This window comes from Bacillus sp. FSL E2-0195, from assembly GCF_038003645.1.
In the GTDB taxonomy this organism is placed as follows: Bacteria; Bacillota; Bacilli; order Bacillales; family Bacillaceae_G; genus Bacillus_A; species Bacillus_A mycoides.
Genome location: NZ_JBBOPN010000001.1, coordinates 510,116 through 527,101 on the forward strand (window position 1 = coordinate 510,116; position 16,986 = coordinate 527,101).

The following is a 16,986-nucleotide window of genomic DNA, read 5'->3' on the forward strand; positions in this document are numbered from 1 at the left end:
GATGATATATATAAAATTATTTTTGCAATATGCAAGTCAATATATAAAAACAAAATTGGAGTATCGTGGCGATTTTATCGTCGGATTACTTTCAGATTTATCACTACAAGCTGTTAATTTAATCTTCATTCTCGTTGTGTTTGGGCATACCCAAGCACTAAAAGGGTGGAGCCGAGAAGAAGTGATCTTTATTTATGGGTTCTTTTTAGTACCGTTTGCCATTTTTTCAGCTTTCTTTAATATATGGGACTTTAATGATCGTTACATTATTAAAGGAGAAATGGACCGTATATTAACGAGACCGATTCATAGTTTATTTCAAATTATATTAGAAAGAATGGAACTTGAATCTTTAATTGGAGCTATTACGGGGATTATTGTGATGGGTTATGCAGCAATGGAGCTGCAATTATCTTTTTACTGGTATGATTTCTTCTTATTCCTACTCATGGTAGGGGGAGGGGCACTTGTATACGGCGGGATATTTGTTACGCTTGCAAGTTTTGGCTTTTGGTCGGATGCGAAAAGTTCCATTATGCCGCTTATGTATAACATAGGGAATTATGGACGCTACCCTGTTGATATTTATAACCGTGTTATTCGCTTTGTTTTAACGTTTGTTTTACCGTTTGCATTTGTTGGGGTATATCCAGCAGCATACTTTTTAAGAAAAACAGAGTGGAATAGCTATGCTTTCGCAACTCCAATTGTTGGTGTTATCTGTTTTACTATTGCAATTACCCTCTGGAATCAAGGGGTTAAACGATATCGTGGTGCAGGAAATTAATTATAGAAGCTTGTTCGTTTCTAAGGGATAAATCAGCTACAGTCCTCATACATATAAAACGAGGTGGAGGACATGTTATGGGGATTTATTCTATTAATTGCAGCAATCGCTATTTTGAGAAGTGTCCAATTATTATGGAGTTCATATTCAAATTCCAATCGTTTCTTTTCGCTGTACAATTTAGCTACGTTGTTTTTGATTTATACAACGGTACTGATTGCGTTTGGATTAAGTTATGTTGTGCTAGAGGAAATGGGTTTTGCAGTTTTGAAAGAAGATGGGGATAGGTTAAGTGCTCATTCCTTTCAGCTCGTTGAAATATGTTTATATTTTAGCGCGGTTACTTTATTGTCCGTTGGATATGGTGATATAGCTCCGATTGGAATCGGAAGATGGATTGCAATTGGAGAAGCGCTAATTGGATATACATTACCGTTTGCCTTTGTGATGAGATCTGTAATAGACAATGAAAAATAAGGTCGCATTTGATATAGTAAAAGAAAAGAGAAGGAGTGATAACAATGATTACAGTAGGAGAAATGGCACCAGAATTTACATTAGAAGGAAGTAACGGAGAACAAATTCGCTTAGATGACTTTCGCGGTAAAAATGTAGTCCTATATTTTTATCCGAAAGATATGACTCCGGGATGTACAACTGAAGCATGTGATTTTCGTGATGCATATGGATTATTTCAAGAGAAGGATACGGTTATACTTGGTGTAAGTCCAGATTCAGCAAATAGACATATGAAATTCATTGAGAAGCATGAGCTTCCATTTGTACTTTTAGTAGACGAAGATCATAAAGTAGCAGAATTGTACGATGTTTGGAAGCTGAAAAAGAACTTCGGAAAAGAGTACATGGGAATTGAGCGTTCTACATTCCTTATTAATAAAGACGGTGAGCTTGTAAATGAGTGGCGTAAAGTGAAAGTGAAAGGGCATATTGAGGATGTTCTTTCTTATATAAAATAAATCTATATTAATGAGGAGAAAAAATACATATGTAAGGCATGCGTCTATACATATTTTCTTGCGATACATAAAGTGAAAGTGTAGGGCATACCTCCTCAGATGATAGTATTCCAAGTGCGATTATGTCGCACTTTTTTCTATGTAAATGTATAGGGAATGGGGGAAGATACATAAGAATAAGGCTATATACGAAAATAAACCACATACTTATAGTAGAAATATTGACGATTTATAAGAAAAAGAGTACACTCTTTATAAGAATTATAAAATAATAATCCGTATAGAATCGGGGTGCATGACGGTGGTCAAAGAAGAATTAAAAGAAGCGCTAGAAATGCTGAAAAATACGGGTGTACGCATTACTCCACAGCGTCATGCTATTTTAGAGTACCTTGTGGAATCTATGACGCACCCAACAGCGGATGACATTTATAAAGCATTAGAAGGTAAGTTTCCAAATATGAGTGTTGCAACTGTCTATAATAACTTACGTGTGTTTAAAGAAGTTGGACTTGTAAAGGAATTAACTTATGGGGATGCTTCAAGTAGATTTGATTATGTTACAAGTCAACATTATCATGTGATTTGCGAAAAATGTGGTAAGATTGTTGATTTTCCTTATGGAGGATTGGAACAGCTTGAAGAGGAAGCTGCAAAAACGACAGGCTTCGTTATTAATAGTCATCGCTTAGAAATTTATGGCGTTTGTCCAGAGTGTCATAAGGCGTAATATATAATAAAGAAAGAGGCTGACGGCTATACGTCGACCTCTTTCTTTATTATATATGGGAATCGTGTTAGACTCATGAGTATTTAAAATGTTAAGTGAAGAATCAAATTTAATAAGAACAAATACAAGAGGTGATTTCTTAGTTAAGAAATCACCTTTTTAATGAGATGAAACTTCTTTAGTTTTGTAAGCTCCATATACCTATGATTTATAACTCTTCTTATTATATTTCTCATCAAATTCTTTTCCTTCTAGATTTCGATCAAGTGTTAAAGGTTGATTGCAATGCATACATGCGTCGACACGACCGAGCATTTTTGTTGGTTTATCGCAGCTTGGACAAATAATTTGTATCGTTTTTGTAGATAACATACCAATCCAAAAGTAAACAACAGTGCTAGCGATGACAGCTAAAAAACCAACCATCATAAAGGTTGTCATAATAATGATGTTTTCGCGAAAAAAGACACCTAAGTATGCAATGAAGAGGCCGATAAATACTAAACTCAATGCAAAGGTTCGGATTTTATTAATTTTGTTCGAATATTTAATACCCATTCCCACCACACTCCTATAGGAATAATATAACACACAATTTAGAATATTTTATGAAAACGAAGGTGATGATTAAATTTATCACTTATTAAAGAACAGTAGTGCTTTCTTTTAAGATGAAATACAGAAAGAGATTAGGTGGAAGGAGCATGTCTATAAAAGAGGAGTAGTAATTTTTTTCTATAGTTAATTTAGTTTTTTAACGGGATGTGAAATTTTTTCAGAAAAAGTATTGACCCTATATATACTGCGTGATATATTAATAAACGTCGCTGATACGGAAACGCAGTAAACGACAAAAAAGAAATTTAAAAAACTTAGTTGACATCGAAAAACGAAGATGTTAACATAAGGAAGTCGCAATTGAGTGGCGAAGTAGTTCTTTGAAAACTGAACGAAACAAACAACGTGAACGTCAATTTTTATTTTTAGATGCTAGACAAACTAACTTTATTGGAGAGTTTGATCCTGGCTCAGGATGAACGCTGGCGGCGTGCCTAATACATGCAAGTCGAGCGAATGGATTAAGAGCTTGCTCTTATGAAGTTAGCGGCGGACGGGTGAGTAACACGTGGGTAACCTACCCATAAGACTGGGATAACTCCGGGAAACCGGGGCTAATACCGGATAATATTTTGAACTGCATAGTTCGAAATTGAAAGGCGGCTTCGGCTGTCACTTATGGATGGACCCGCGTCGCATTAGCTAGTTGGTGAGGTAACGGCTCACCAAGGCGACGATGCGTAGCCGACCTGAGAGGGTGATCGGCCACACTGGGACTGAGACACGGCCCAGACTCCTACGGGAGGCAGCAGTAGGGAATCTTCCGCAATGGACGAAAGTCTGACGGAGCAACGCCGCGTGAGTGATGAAGGCTTTCGGGTCGTAAAACTCTGTTGTTAGGGAAGAACAAGTGCTAGTTGAATAAGCTGGCACCTTGACGGTACCTAACCAGAAAGCCACGGCTAACTACGTGCCAGCAGCCGCGGTAATACGTAGGTGGCAAGCGTTATCCGGAATTATTGGGCGTAAAGCGCGCGCAGGTGGTTTCTTAAGTCTGATGTGAAAGCCCACGGCTCAACCGTGGAGGGTCATTGGAAACTGGGAGACTTGAGTGCAGAAGAGGAAAGTGGAATTCCATGTGTAGCGGTGAAATGCGTAGAGATATGGAGGAACACCAGTGGCGAAGGCGACTTTCTGGTCTGTAACTGACACTGAGGCGCGAAAGCGTGGGGAGCAAACAGGATTAGATACCCTGGTAGTCCACGCCGTAAACGATGAGTGCTAAGTGTTAGAGGGTTTCCGCCCTTTAGTGCTGAAGTTAACGCATTAAGCACTCCGCCTGGGGAGTACGGCCGCAAGGCTGAAACTCAAAGGAATTGACGGGGGCCCGCACAAGCGGTGGAGCATGTGGTTTAATTCGAAGCAACGCGAAGAACCTTACCAGGTCTTGACATCCTCTGAAAACTCTAGAGATAGAGCTTCTCCTTCGGGAGCAGAGTGACAGGTGGTGCATGGTTGTCGTCAGCTCGTGTCGTGAGATGTTGGGTTAAGTCCCGCAACGAGCGCAACCCTTGATCTTAGTTGCCATCATTAAGTTGGGCACTCTAAGGTGACTGCCGGTGACAAACCGGAGGAAGGTGGGGATGACGTCAAATCATCATGCCCCTTATGACCTGGGCTACACACGTGCTACAATGGACGGTACAAAGAGCTGCAAGACCGCGAGGTGGAGCTAATCTCATAAAACCGTTCTCAGTTCGGATTGTAGGCTGCAACTCGCCTACATGAAGCTGGAATCGCTAGTAATCGCGGATCAGCATGCCGCGGTGAATACGTTCCCGGGCCTTGTACACACCGCCCGTCACACCACGAGAGTTTGTAACACCCGAAGTCGGTGGGGTAACCTTTATGGAGCCAGCCGCCTAAGGTGGGACAGATGATTGGGGTGAAGTCGTAACAAGGTAGCCGTATCGGAAGGTGCGGCTGGATCACCTCCTTTCTATGGAGAATTGATGAACGCAGTTCATCAATAAACGTTGACTTGTTTTGTTTCGTTCAGTTTTGAGAGAACTATCTCTCAAGTTTAAATGTATGTTCTTTGAAAACTAGATAACAGTGTAGCTCATATTTTTTTAATTTTAGTTTGGTTAAGTTAGAAAGGGCGCACGGTGGATGCCTTGACACTAGGAGTCGATGAAGGACGGGACTAACGCCGATATGCTTCGGGGAGCTGTAAGTAAGCTTTGATCCGAAGATTTCCGAATGGGGAAACCCACTATACGTAATGGTATGGTATCCTTACCTGAATACATAGGGTATGGAAGACAGACCCAGGGAACTGAAACATCTAAGTACCTGGAGGAAGAGAAAGCAAATGCGATTTCCTGAGTAGCGGCGAGCGAAACGGAATCTAGCCCAAACCAAGAGGCTTGCCTCTTGGGGTTGTAGGACATTCTATACGGAGTTACAAAGGAACGAGGTAGACGAAGCGACCTGGAAAGGTCCGTCACAGAGGGTAATAACCCCGTAGTCGAAACTTCGTTCTCTCTTGAATGTATCCTGAGTACGGCGGAACACGTGAAATTCCGTCGGAATCTGGGAGGACCATCTCCCAAGGCTAAATACTCCCTAGTGATCGATAGTGAACCAGTACCGTGAGGGAAAGGTGAAAAGCACCCCGGAAGGGGAGTGAAAGAGATCCTGAAACCGTGTGCCTACAAATAGTCAGAGCCCGTTAATGGGTGATGGCGTGCCTTTTGTAGAATGAACCGGCGAGTTACGATCCCGTGCGAGGTTAAGCTGAAGAGGCGGAGCCGCAGCGAAAGCGAGTCTGAATAGGGCGTTTAGTACGTGGTCGTAGACCCGAAACCAGGTGATCTACCCATGTCCAGGGTGAAGTTCAGGTAACACTGAATGGAGGCCCGAACCCACGCACGTTGAAAAGTGCGGGGATGAGGTGTGGGTAGCGGAGAAATTCCAATCGAACCTGGAGATAGCTGGTTCTCCCCGAAATAGCTTTAGGGCTAGCCTTAAGTGTAAGAGTCTTGGAGGTAGAGCACTGATTGAACTAGGGGTCCTCATCGGATTACCGAATTCAGTCAAACTCCGAATGCCAATGACTTATCCTTAGGAGTCAGACTGCGAGTGATAAGATCCGTAGTCAAGAGGGAAACAGCCCAGATCGCCAGCTAAGGTCCCAAAGTGTGTATTAAGTGGAAAAGGATGTGGAGTTGCTTAGACAACTAGGATGTTGGCTCAGAAGCAGCCACCATTTAAAGAGTGCGTAATAGCTCACTAGTCGAGTGACTCTGCGCCGAAAATGTACCGGGGCTAAATACACCACCGAAGCTGCGAATTGATACCAATGGTATCAGTGGTAGGGGAGCGTTCTAAGTGCAGTGAAGTCAGACCGGAAGGACTGGTGGAGCGCTTAGAAGTGAGAATGCCGGTATGAGTAGCGAAAGACGGGTGAGAATCCCGTCCACCGAATGCCTAAGGTTTCCTGAGGAAGGCTCGTCCGCTCAGGGTTAGTCAGGACCTAAGCCGAGGCCGACAGGCGTAGGCGATGGACAACAGGTTGATATTCCTGTACCACCTCTTTATCGTTTGAGCAATGGAGGGACGCAGAAGGATAGAAGAAGCGTGCGATTGGTTGTGCACGTCCAAGCAGTTAGGCTGATAAGTAGGCAAATCCGCTTATCGTGAAGGCTGAGCTGTGATGGGGAAGCTCCTTATGGAGCGAAGTCTTTGATTCCCCGCTGCCAAGAAAAGCTTCTAGCGAGATAAAAGGTGCCTGTACCGCAAACCGACACAGGTAGGCGAGGAGAGAATCCTAAGGTGTGCGAGAGAACTCTGGTTAAGGAACTCGGCAAAATGACCCCGTAACTTCGGGAGAAGGGGTGCTTTCTTAACGGAAAGCCGCAGTGAATAGGCCCAAGCGACTGTTTAGCAAAAACACAGGTCTCTGCGAAGCCGTAAGGCGAAGTATAGGGGCTGACACCTGCCCGGTGCTGGAAGGTTAAGGAGAGGGGTTAGCGTAAGCGAAGCTCTGAACTGAAGCCCCAGTAAACGGCGGCCGTAACTATAACGGTCCTAAGGTAGCGAAATTCCTTGTCGGGTAAGTTCCGACCCGCACGAAAGGTGTAACGATTTGGGCACTGTCTCAACCAGAGACTCGGTGAAATTATAGTACCTGTGAAGATGCAGGTTACCCGCGACAGGACGGAAAGACCCCGTGGAGCTTTACTGTAGCCTGATATTGAATTTTGGTACAGTTTGTACAGGATAGGCGGGAGCCATTGAAACCGGAGCGCTAGCTTCGGTGGAGGCGCTGGTGGGATACCGCCCTGACTGTATTGAAATTCTAACCTACGGGTCTTATCGACCCGGGAGACAGTGTCAGGTGGGCAGTTTGACTGGGGCGGTCGCCTCCTAAAGTGTAACGGAGGCGCCCAAAGGTTCCCTCAGAATGGTTGGAAATCATTCGTAGAGTGCAAAGGCATAAGGGAGCTTGACTGCGAGACCTACAAGTCGAGCAGGGACGAAAGTCGGGCTTAGTGATCCGGTGGTTCCGCATGGAAGGGCCATCGCTCAACGGATAAAAGCTACCCCGGGGATAACAGGCTTATCTCCCCCAAGAGTCCACATCGACGGGGAGGTTTGGCACCTCGATGTCGGCTCATCGCATCCTGGGGCTGTAGTCGGTCCCAAGGGTTGGGCTGTTCGCCCATTAAAGCGGTACGCGAGCTGGGTTCAGAACGTCGTGAGACAGTTCGGTCCCTATCCGTCGTGGGCGCAGGAAATTTGAGAGGAGCTGTCCTTAGTACGAGAGGACCGGGATGGACGCACCGCTGGTGTACCAGTTGTTCTGCCAAGGGCATAGCTGGGTAGCTATGTGCGGAAGGGATAAGTGCTGAAAGCATCTAAGCATGAAGCCCCCCTCAAGATGAGATTTCCCATAGCGTAAGCTAGTAAGATCCCTGAAAGATGATCAGGTTGATAGGTTCGAGGTGGAAGCATGGTGACATGTGGAGCTGACGAATACTAATAGATCGAGGACTTAACCATATAATATGAAGCAACGTTATCTAGTTTTGAGAGAATATAAAAAACTTATTGACTTTCAGGGTGAATAAGTTATAATAATGATTGTCTCAAAAGAATAATGTCTGGTAATGATGGCAGAGAGGTCACACCCGTTCCCATACCGAACACGGAAGTTAAGCTCTCTAGCGCCGATGGTAGTTGGGACCTTGTCCCTGTGAGAGTAGGACGTTGCCAGGCAATATTATTCCGCAGTAGCTCAGCGGTAGAGCTATCGGCTGTTAACCGATCGGTCGTAGGTTCGATTCCTACCTGCGGAGCCATTGGAGAGCTGTCCGAGTTGGCCGAAGGAGCACGATTGGAAATCGTGTATACGTCACAAGCGTATCAAGGGTTCGAATCCCTTGCTCTCCGCCATAAGGAATTTATAATATTTGGCCCGTTGGTCAAGTGGTTAAGACACCGCCCTTTCACGGCGGTAACACGGGTTCGAATCCCGTACGGGTCACCACTTTTGGAGGATTAGCTCAGCTGGGAGAGCACCTGCCTTACAAGCAGGGGGTCGGCGGTTCGATCCCGTCATCCTCCACCATATAAATTATATGAATAATATTGTCGCGGGGTGGAGCAGTACGGTAGCTCGTCGGGCTCATAACCCGAAGGTCGCAGGTTCAAATCCTGTCCCCGCAACCAAACATTCTCGTAATGTAGTTGCTAACACTTATCATATAATTATATAAATAATATTATCGCGGGGTGGAGCAGTACGGTAGCTCGTCGGGCTCATAACCCGAAGGTCGCAGGTTCAAATCCTGTCCCCGCAACCAAATGGTCCCGTGGTGTAGTGGTTAACATGCCTGCCTGTCACGCAGGAGATCGCCGGTTCGACCCCGGTCGGGACCGCCATTTTAATAAGGCTCGGTAGCTCAGTCGGTAGAGCAGAGGACTGAAAATCCTCGTGTCGGCGGTTCGATTCCGTCCCGAGCCACCATTTTAATAAAATATGCCGGCTTAGCTCAATTGGTAGAGCAACTGACTTGTAATCAGTAGGTTGGGGGTTCAAGTCCTCTAGCCGGCACCATGTAAGTTTCGGAGGGGTAGCGAAGTGGCTAAACGCGGCGGACTGTAAATCCGCTCCTTCGGGTTCGGCAGTTCGAATCTGCCCCCCTCCACCATTTTACATAGGGGCATAGTTTAAAGGTAGAACTGAGGTCTCCAAAACCTCCAGTGTGGGTTCAATTCCTACTGCCCCTGCCAAATATATAAACACAACATGGCGGTTGTGGCGAAGTGGTTAACGCACCGGATTGTGGCTCCGGCATTCGTGGGTTCAATTCCCATCAGTCGCCCCATTTTTATTTTTTAAAAATTACAAATAAATTAATGGATACTTACATATAATTAAGTAAAACTTCGGTGGGCTATAGCCAAGCGGTAAGGCAACGGACTTTGACTCCGTCATGCGCTGGTTCGAATCCAGCTAGCCCAGCCATTTTTGCGGAAGTAGTTCAGTGGTAGAATACAACCTTGCCAAGGTTGGGGTCGCGGGTTCGAATCCCGTCTTCCGCTCCACTTTAACTTCATATGGCGGCATAGCCAAGTGGTAAGGCAGAGGTCTGCAAAACCTTTACCACCGGTTCAAATCCGGTTGCCGCCTTTCTTTTATGCCGATGTGGCGGAATTGGCAGACGCGCACGACTCAAAATCGTGTTCCTTCGGGAGTGTCGGTTCGACCCCGACCATCGGTATCACGAACGGCGTAACATCAAGGCTCTACACTAATTGTGTAGAGTTTTTTTGTGTTTTTTTTACACTACAAAATAAGCACTAATAGTGCGTTGGGGTAGTGTGCGGTGAGTAAGTGACGAACTTTAGATACAGTTGGAAGAAACTATGAAGTATTAAAAGGATAAAATTTCAGTAGAATATTACATATACAAGAATTTTTTCGAGCACTCTAGAGAGAATCTCTCCACCCTGGTGACATGAAGTTAAATCCGATACCACCAGTTGAAATTACCACATTATCAGCTGGTAATTTCGTAATTTCGAAAAACTTCTTTTCAAACTCTTCTCTGTTGTACTTGTACATAGTTGAGTGACACGACCATATTTGCGTTGAAGTACTCATCCAGTCCCCTAATTCCTTTAATTTAGGGAACGAATCAAATTGAATTGGACCATCCAATTTTATGAATCTCACTTGATAGATAGTTGGGTTTAACTTCTCTCCTATTCCTTTAAAACCATGTGATTTTTTCTCATTTGAATGTGTCATAATTCTCCCTCCATCTTTTCTTCAAATTTTTTCCTATTTTAATTATACAGCAATAGAAAGTAATTAAGGAAATATTATGGGATTAGTAGAGGAATGAAAAGGAATAACTTTAGTTTGATAATGAATAGTTCATAACATACTACATAACAAATCTTTAAAAGGACATGGCAGCTTTGCCCTGTTTCTTATTGTTTAGCGAGAAATAATAAAATAAATCATCACAGTAATAAATGAAATATGATAAATTTAATCAAGGGAGAGAAATGAAAGTAAAAGGTGTCAGTTATTTAATATGATTCCATTTTGGCCCGTTTCATTTTAATTTATCATGTTTAAAGAAGCTCAAAATTTTTAAAATGCTTTAAAATAAAGGATTTTAAGGGTAGCACTCTATATAAATGTCACCTAAAAAGACCCTAACAGAAATGTTAGGGTTTTTTTTGTTAAATTATGCTATGTGATTCTAAAATTCGTAATAAACTTAGGAATTCATGTATAATATAACTTGTCGAAAGAACAAAATGATAGTGATTTATATTATGTCTGTAATATGAATCAAAAATGAACTTTTTATATTTCTTTTAAAAATGTGTTGAATACACATTATATTTCATATTAATATTTTTATGTAGATTTAAAATGGGAAAGAGAGTGGAAAGTATGGGCCGTAAATGGAACAATATTAAAGAAAAAAAAGCATCAAAAGATGCAAATACAAGCCGTATATACGCGAAATTTGGACGTGAAATTTATGTGGCAGCAAAACAAGGCGAGCCAGATCCAGAATCAAACCAAACGTTAAGAGTTGTATTAGAACGTGCGAAAACATACAACGTGCCAAGAACAATTATTGACCGTGCGATTGAAAAGGCAAAAGGCGGTTCAGAAGAAAACTATGACGAGCTTCGTTATGAAGGCTTTGGACCAAACGGATCTATGGTAATTGTAGATACACTGACAAATAACGTAAACCGTACTGCAGCAGATGTACGTGCTGCATTTAGCAAAAACAGTGGTAACATGGGTGTAAACGGTTCTGTCGCTTACATGTTTGATGCGACAGCTGTTATAGGTCTTGAAGGTAAAACATCAGATGAAGTTCTTGAAATCTTAATGGAAGCAGATGTAGATGCACGTGACATTCTAGAAGAAGAAGATTCTGTTATCGTTTATGCTGAACCTGATCAGTTCCATTCAGTACAATCTGCACTTAAAGGTGCTGGTGTTGAAGAATTTACAGTTGCAGAATTAACAATGCTTGCACAAAGTGATGTAGAACTTCCTGAAGATGCTCAAGTACAATTTGAAAAAATGGTTGATGCATTAGAAGATTTAGAAGATGTACAGCAAGTTTACCACAACGTAGACTTAGGGGAATAATATAAGACAGAAGACCCTTTCCTTTAACGGATAGGGTCTTTTTTTATGGAGTTAATTAAGGTGGTAAAGTATTAAAGGTATTTTGTAGCTGCTAGGGAATATGGTTATAGGTTTGTATTTTAAATAATCATATTTCTAGGAGGTATTTCTGTGGAGCATAAAACACCAAAGCATATTGTTGCCGTAGCAGGTTATTTAACAAATGAAAAGAATGAGGTGCTTTTAACGAAAGTGCACTGGCGAGCAGATACGTGGGAAATGCCTGGAGGACAGGTAGAAGAAGGGGAAGCGCTCGATCAAGCTGTTTGCAGAGAAATAATGGAGGAAACAGGATTAACTGTGAAGCCTATCGGAGTTACAGGGATTTATTATAATGCTTCTATGCATATTGTAGCTGTTGTTTTTAAAGTAGCATATGTTAGTGGTGAAATAAAAATTCAATCTGAAGAAATACAAGAGGCTAAATTTGTTGCTTTAAACGAAGAGAACATTGATGAGTATATAACGCGTCCTCATATGAAATCAAGGACACTTGATGCGATGAAAGCAATGCATTTTATTCCATACGAAACATGGGAAGTTCAGCCATATAATCTTATAGGAAGGTTGTAAAGAAAAGGTTAGTTATTTGAGGACAGCTCAAATTGCTAACCTTTTCTTTATGTATACTGTTTCAGAAAAAGGTCACAATAATAAAGTGTAGGCTAATAATTGGTGGAGGAATCAGGACTACCACCTAATTTCCTAGCTTTAGCCAAGTTTTGAGGGAGAATTCTTACTGCACACAAATAGCGAGATAATCCGAAAGCTAGTATTGATTTACAGAACGTTCGTTCTGTATAATAGTGATATATCGTATATAATTAGATTGCTAGATGTTTAAAAGTATAAATGTATAAACTGATATAATAAAAGAATAAAGTGAAATTAAGGAGAGTCCTACTTCCTATAAATAGTGTGATAAATAAATGTATATTCAACATTTCATATGAATAGTAGATAAAAAGGGACTGTGATACAATACATTTTTACACCTTACAATGTTGTAAGGTAGGTGTAAGAGAAATCGATGGGATATTCTTTTATAACAAGGTATTCTTAAATTAAGAGTTATATGCTGTGTGGAAAAGAGGTGTTCGAGATGAAAGAACGAGTATTATCTAGAGTGAATTATCATCAAAAAGTTGCATTAAATCCATTAACTAAATTTCTTTATAAAGCCATTATATTATTATTATTGTTAAGTTTTGCATTATTATTCGTTGGAAATGTAATGATTGAGCGAAGTGATATTAGTAAATTACATGTACCCGCTAAGTTAGAGGTGCCAGAATCATTAACACACGCATTTATTGCGACGGAAGATAAAAGGTTTTATCATCATAACGGTTTAGACTATATAGCGATTATCAGGGCGTCTATTGAAAATATAAAAGCTGGTGGTGTTGTGCAAGGAGGAAGCACGATTACACAGCAGTTATCTAAAAATGCTTTCTTATCTAATGAACGTACATTTTCCCGTAAGTGGAAAGAAATTTTTTATACGAAAAAGATTGAACGTACATTCACAAAGGATGAGATATTAAAATTGTATGTAAGTAATATTTACTACGGAGAAGGCGCATGGGGGATTGAAAAAGCAGCAAACCTTTACTTCGGTAAAAAAGTGGATCAATTAACACTGGCTGAAAGTGCAATGATGGCTGCTATAGTAAAAGCACCGGCTTATTACTCACCTGCACAAAATTATGATAAAGCAGTTGAGAGACGGAATGTAGTTTTAAGGCTAATGGAGAAAGAAGGGTATATAAATCATGATGAATATGTGCAAGCAGTTAGTGAGAAATTAGTAATTCGCCATGATATAAAAACAGAGCAATCCATGTTAAAAAATGCCCGTGAAAAAGCAGTAAGTTAAAAGAAGTTCCTACATAGGAGCTTCTTTTTTTAATAATTTGTGACAAAAGGCGACACAATATTGTCACAAACGTTGTATTTTTGTAATTTATGTGAGCGTGTTCATTGCGTGACCTATGTAAGTATTGATATTATGTGTATTGTGTACAATGATGTATACAGAATATGAAATTAAAGAGGAATGTATATGAAATCATCAAACAAACTCATGGCTCTTGGTATAGTTTTTTCTATCGCAGTATTGATTGTAATCGGGACGATTGTGTATAGCATCATAAATGACAAGAAAGATAAAGGGAATGAGATGTTTGCTTATTCTACGCAACAATCTTTAGGGAAAGATGATGCTCCAGTTAAGGTAGTTGAATTTGGAGACTTTAAATGTCCAGCTTGTCGTACTTGGGATGTAACAGTATTACCACGATTAAAAGAAGAGTATATTGATAAAGGTAAAGTGCAGTTATATTTTATTAACTTCCCGTTTATCGGAAAAGACTCTGATTTAGGTGCAGCTGCCGGTGAAGCAATTTATAAACAAGATCAAGATTCATTCTGGATTTTCTATGATGAGATTTATCAAAATCAAAAGAAAGATACGGAAGAATGGATTACAGAAGAATTACTTCTTAATATTGTGAAAGAAAAGCTTCCGAAAATTAATGTAGAACAGTTTAAAAAAGATTTACACAGTAAAGAAATGAAAGACAAAGTACGTAAAGATTCAGATCGTGCTCAAAAATTAAAAGTTCAAGGTGCTCCTTCAGTATATATAAATGGGAATCTTGCAAACCCTGATTTCGATAGTATGAAGAAGGCGATTGATAAAGAATTGAAAAAGTGATGAGGTATCTCATCACTTTTTCGACTTTTTTCGATAAATTTCTTGCTTCGATTTTTTTTACATGCTATACTACTTTACATAAGTTATTTCAATATCTTATATTTTTTTCATATTTGCGGGTGTAGTTTAGTGGTAAAACAAGAGCCTTCCAAGCTCTGGTCGAGAGTTCGATTCTCTTCACCCGCTCCAAATTTTATTTAATGTTTTTCTAATAAATTGTGATCAACGCAGTGTTTCGTTTCTAAGATAAACGAAGCATTGCGTTTTTTAATGTTTGAAAATCATAATTGTATGCGAAAATAGAAGTGAAGAATATTATTCCAAAAGTGAATTGATAACCAATATAGTCGTTACATAAGGGATGGATTCATCGGTGGAGGCGATTGAAAATGGACTTTGAACAATTAAAGCAAGATGTAATTGCGTATAGTAAAACGATTGGTATAGATAAAATAGGTTTTGCCAGTGCTTCACCATTTGAGGAATTAAAGCAGCGTCTAATCCAGCAACAACAATTGAATTATCAGTCTGGATTCGAAGAGCCTGATATAGAGAAGAGAACGAATCCACAGCTATTGTTACCTGGTGCGAAATCAATTATTGCGATTGCTTTAGCATACCCTTCAAAATTAAAAAATGCACCATTAAGTAAACGAGGGGAACGACGTGGGATTTTTTGCCGTGCTTCTTGGGGCCAAGATTATCACCTTGTTCTACGAGATCGTTTGCAAAAGTTAGAGGCGTATTTAATCGAAAAGCTGCCGGATATAGAAGTGAAATCAATGGTTGATACAGGGGAGCTAAGTGATCGAGCTGTTTCAGAGCGTGCCGGTATTGGATGGAGTGGTAAGAACTGCGCTATTATTACGCCGGAATTTGGTTCGTATGTATACTTAGGAGAAATGATTACGAATGTTCCATTCCCTCCTGATCGGCCAATAGAAGATCAATGTGGAAGTTGTACGAAATGTATTGATATTTGTCCTACAGGTGCTTTAGTACAAGGCGGGCAGTTGGACTCGAAGAAATGTATTGCATTTTTAACACAGACAAAAGGGTTTCTGCCTGAAGAATATCGCGATAAAATAGGAAACCGTATATATGGATGTGATACGTGTCAGACTGTTTGTCCGAAAAATAAAGGAATGGATTTTCATAACCATCCTGAAATGGAGCCTGACCCTGAGTTAGTTAAACCGTTATTAACACCACTTTTAACAATTAGTAATCGTGATTTTAAAGAGAAGTATGGAATTATGTCTGGTTCATGGAGAGGTAAAAAACCATTGCAACGAAATGCTATTTTAGCACTTGCACATTTCAAAGAAACAGCAGCACTTCCTGATTTAATCGGTGTTATGAAAGATGATCCAAGACCAGTACTTCGAGGTACAGCAGCATGGGCACTTGGGAAAATTGGTGGAGATGGAGTAGGAGAAGCGATTGAAAAAGCGATGGAACGTGAGAAAGATGAAGAGGTTCTTCATGAAATGAATCGTGGACTTGAATTGTTAGCACAGAAAAAAGAGTAGATAATATTTCCCTTTTTCATATTGTAATATGGGAGGGAAACGAAATGGTTGTAAAAGCGAATATTGAAAAGCAAGTGCAACAGTTTTTAGCATATATAACAGAGAAACGAACAGATGTAGATGGTATTGCAGTAGATTTGTTACAAATGGTACAGAGAAAGAAACAATTGTTTCAAAAGCGTAGTGCACATATAGTGAAAGCAACTGCAGATATTTCTTTCGTTAGACAATTAAATAGTAATGAGCATCAAGAAATTGATTATCAAATACACTTGAAATATTTAATTAAGCATAAAGAATTATTTTATATCGAAGAGGAACAATTAAAACGACGAGTTTGTTTAAAAAATAGTTGTATAATAGATGATTATGCTCTTGAAGTGTCAGAAGAAATAGGAATAGGTGAAACGTTAGAACGGGAAGTCACGAAAGAAAAATACGGTTCATATCAATATAATCGTTTAGAGGCAGTGAAATATGCAGAGCGTTGGTGGGATGATCGCAATTCTGCATACCGTAATTTTCCGGATAATTGTACAAATTTCATTTCACAATGTCTGCACACTGGAGAAGTACCGATGAATGGACATCCTAACATTCGTAAAGGGTGGTGGCAAAGGGGAAACCAGTGGAGTTGGAGCTGGGCTGTAGCACACTCTTTTTATTGGTATTTGTCAGGTGCTACAACAGGGCTTCGAGCAGAAGCAGTAGAAAGGCCAGAAGACCTTATTCTTGGCGATGTAATTGCGTATGATTTTGAGGATGATGGTAGGTGGAATCATACGACAATTGTAGTAGCAAAAGACGCAGATGGTATGCCGCTTGTAAATGCACATTCAGCGAATAGCCGCAGGCGTTATTGGAACTATGAAGATTCTAGTAAATATACACCACAAATGAAATATAAATTCTTTCATATTATTAATGGGTAGAGATTTTTCGT

General features: G+C 40.5%; 12 protein-coding genes, 17 tRNA genes and 3 rRNA genes. 30 read left to right on the plus strand and 2 right to left on the minus strand.

Going from position 1 to position 16,986, the window contains the following annotated elements:
* Position 1 precedes the first annotated feature (1 nt).
* The 4 genes from MHH59_RS02615 to perR all read left to right on the plus strand — a co-directional run bounded on the left by MHH59_RS02615 (position 2) and on the right by perR (position 2,494).
* On the plus strand, positions 2 to 787 hold the full coding sequence (locus MHH59_RS02615; protein WP_002125070.1) for an ABC transporter permease: 786 nt from the start codon (positions 2 to 4) through the stop codon (positions 785 to 787).
* A gap of 72 nt (positions 788 to 859) precedes the next feature.
* The gene (locus MHH59_RS02620) at positions 860 to 1,264 is read left to right on the plus strand and encodes a potassium channel family protein (protein ID WP_002125072.1); all 405 of its coding nucleotides are present in this window, start codon (positions 860 to 862) and stop codon (positions 1,262 to 1,264) included.
* A 44-nt stretch (positions 1,265 to 1,308) separates the two neighbouring features.
* The gene (bcp, locus tag MHH59_RS02625) at positions 1,309 to 1,764 is read left to right on the plus strand and encodes a thioredoxin-dependent thiol peroxidase (protein WP_201055463.1); all 456 of its coding nucleotides are present in this window, start codon (positions 1,309 to 1,311) and stop codon (positions 1,762 to 1,764) included.
* Between the two features lie 301 nt (positions 1,765 to 2,065).
* Positions 2,066 to 2,494: a peroxide-responsive transcriptional repressor PerR gene (gene perR / locus MHH59_RS02630; protein ID WP_000237831.1), complete on the plus strand. Its 429-nt coding sequence runs from the start codon at positions 2,066 to 2,068 to the stop codon at positions 2,492 to 2,494.
* A gap of 201 nt (positions 2,495 to 2,695) precedes the next feature.
* Here the strand turns inward: perR and MHH59_RS02635 are convergent, their stop codons facing one another.
* Positions 2,696 to 3,052 (minus strand): YgzB family protein, encoded by a 357-nt coding sequence (locus MHH59_RS02635; RefSeq protein WP_002125074.1) that lies wholly within the window; start codon positions 3,050 to 3,052, stop codon positions 2,696 to 2,698.
* A gap of 447 nt (positions 3,053 to 3,499) precedes the next feature.
* On the opposite strand from MHH59_RS02635, the gene MHH59_RS02640 reads away from it, so the two are divergent.
* From MHH59_RS02640 to MHH59_RS02730, 19 genes are all read left to right on the plus strand, one after another.
* A 16S ribosomal RNA gene (locus MHH59_RS02640) occupies positions 3,500 to 5,051 on the plus strand.
* 146 nt (positions 5,052 to 5,197) lie between these two features.
* A 23S ribosomal RNA gene (locus tag MHH59_RS02645) occupies positions 5,198 to 8,119 on the plus strand.
* Positions 8,120 to 8,219: 100 nt separating this feature from the next.
* Positions 8,220 to 8,335, plus strand: a 5S ribosomal RNA gene (rrf, locus tag MHH59_RS02650).
* Together the 16S, 23S and 5S rRNA genes with 16 tRNA genes alongside form the textbook arrangement of a ribosomal RNA operon.
* An 8-nt stretch (positions 8,336 to 8,343) precedes the next feature.
* Positions 8,344 to 8,418 (plus strand) — tRNA-Asn (locus MHH59_RS02655).
* Between the two features lie 2 nt (positions 8,419 to 8,420).
* A tRNA-Ser gene (locus MHH59_RS02660) sits at positions 8,421 to 8,512 on the plus strand.
* Between the two features lie 19 nt (positions 8,513 to 8,531).
* Positions 8,532 to 8,606 (plus strand) — tRNA-Glu (locus MHH59_RS02665).
* 5 nt (positions 8,607 to 8,611) lie between these two features.
* Positions 8,612 to 8,687, plus strand: a tRNA-Val gene (locus MHH59_RS02670).
* Between the two features lie 24 nt (positions 8,688 to 8,711).
* Positions 8,712 to 8,788 (plus strand) — tRNA-Met (locus MHH59_RS02675).
* Between the two features lie 57 nt (positions 8,789 to 8,845).
* Positions 8,846 to 8,922: transfer RNA gene (locus MHH59_RS02680), tRNA-Met, on the plus strand.
* 3 nt (positions 8,923 to 8,925) lie between these two features.
* Positions 8,926 to 9,001: transfer RNA gene (locus MHH59_RS02685), tRNA-Asp, on the plus strand.
* Between the two features lie 9 nt (positions 9,002 to 9,010).
* Positions 9,011 to 9,086: transfer RNA gene (locus MHH59_RS02690), tRNA-Phe, on the plus strand.
* Between the two features lie 14 nt (positions 9,087 to 9,100).
* A tRNA-Thr gene (locus tag MHH59_RS02695) sits at positions 9,101 to 9,176 on the plus strand.
* 10 nt (positions 9,177 to 9,186) lie between these two features.
* Positions 9,187 to 9,270: transfer RNA gene (locus tag MHH59_RS02700), tRNA-Tyr, on the plus strand.
* Between the two features lie 8 nt (positions 9,271 to 9,278).
* Positions 9,279 to 9,352 (plus strand) — tRNA-Trp (locus MHH59_RS02705).
* A 19-nt stretch (positions 9,353 to 9,371) separates the two neighbouring features.
* A tRNA-His gene (locus MHH59_RS02710) sits at positions 9,372 to 9,447 on the plus strand.
* Between the two features lie 65 nt (positions 9,448 to 9,512).
* A tRNA-Gln gene (locus MHH59_RS02715) sits at positions 9,513 to 9,587 on the plus strand.
* Positions 9,588 to 9,592: 5 nt separating this feature from the next.
* A tRNA-Gly gene (locus tag MHH59_RS02720) sits at positions 9,593 to 9,667 on the plus strand.
* Between the two features lie 14 nt (positions 9,668 to 9,681).
* A tRNA-Cys gene (locus MHH59_RS02725) sits at positions 9,682 to 9,752 on the plus strand.
* A gap of 9 nt (positions 9,753 to 9,761) precedes the next feature.
* A tRNA-Leu gene (locus MHH59_RS02730) sits at positions 9,762 to 9,843 on the plus strand.
* Between the two features lie 209 nt (positions 9,844 to 10,052).
* On the opposite strand, the gene MHH59_RS02735 is transcribed toward MHH59_RS02730, so the two are convergent.
* Positions 10,053 to 10,373 (minus strand): DUF3884 family protein, encoded by a 321-nt coding sequence (locus MHH59_RS02735; protein WP_002169209.1) that lies wholly within the window; start codon positions 10,371 to 10,373, stop codon positions 10,053 to 10,055.
* Positions 10,374 to 11,033: 660 nt separating this feature from the next.
* Between MHH59_RS02735 and MHH59_RS02740 the strand changes: the two genes are divergently transcribed.
* The 7 genes from MHH59_RS02740 (at position 11,034) to MHH59_RS02770 (ending at position 16,975) form a co-directional block, all read left to right on the plus strand.
* Entirely contained in the window at positions 11,034 to 11,753 is a 720-nt protein-coding gene (locus MHH59_RS02740) for a YebC/PmpR family DNA-binding transcriptional regulator (protein ID WP_002113875.1), read from the plus strand.
* A gap of 150 nt (positions 11,754 to 11,903) precedes the next feature.
* Entirely contained in the window at positions 11,904 to 12,365 is a 462-nt protein-coding gene (locus MHH59_RS02745) for an NUDIX hydrolase (protein ID WP_002010362.1), read from the plus strand.
* A 529-nt stretch (positions 12,366 to 12,894) separates the two neighbouring features.
* Positions 12,895 to 13,671, plus strand: coding sequence for a transglycosylase domain-containing protein (locus MHH59_RS02750; RefSeq protein ID WP_002091102.1), 777 nt, complete (start codon positions 12,895 to 12,897; stop codon positions 13,669 to 13,671).
* 186 nt (positions 13,672 to 13,857) lie between these two features.
* Positions 13,858 to 14,511 (plus strand): DsbA family protein, encoded by a 654-nt coding sequence (locus tag MHH59_RS02755; RefSeq protein WP_002091101.1) that lies wholly within the window; start codon positions 13,858 to 13,860, stop codon positions 14,509 to 14,511.
* A gap of 115 nt (positions 14,512 to 14,626) precedes the next feature.
* A tRNA-Gly gene (locus MHH59_RS02760) sits at positions 14,627 to 14,700 on the plus strand.
* 200 nt (positions 14,701 to 14,900) lie between these two features.
* Complete coding sequence (gene queG / locus MHH59_RS02765) at positions 14,901 to 16,043, plus strand: tRNA epoxyqueuosine(34) reductase QueG (protein WP_201055465.1); 1,143 nt, start codon at positions 14,901 to 14,903, stop codon at positions 16,041 to 16,043.
* A gap of 44 nt (positions 16,044 to 16,087) precedes the next feature.
* Positions 16,088 to 16,975, plus strand: coding sequence for an amidase domain-containing protein (locus tag MHH59_RS02770; RefSeq protein WP_002029655.1), 888 nt, complete (start codon positions 16,088 to 16,090; stop codon positions 16,973 to 16,975).
* The last annotated feature ends 11 nt before the right edge of the window (positions 16,976 to 16,986 follow it).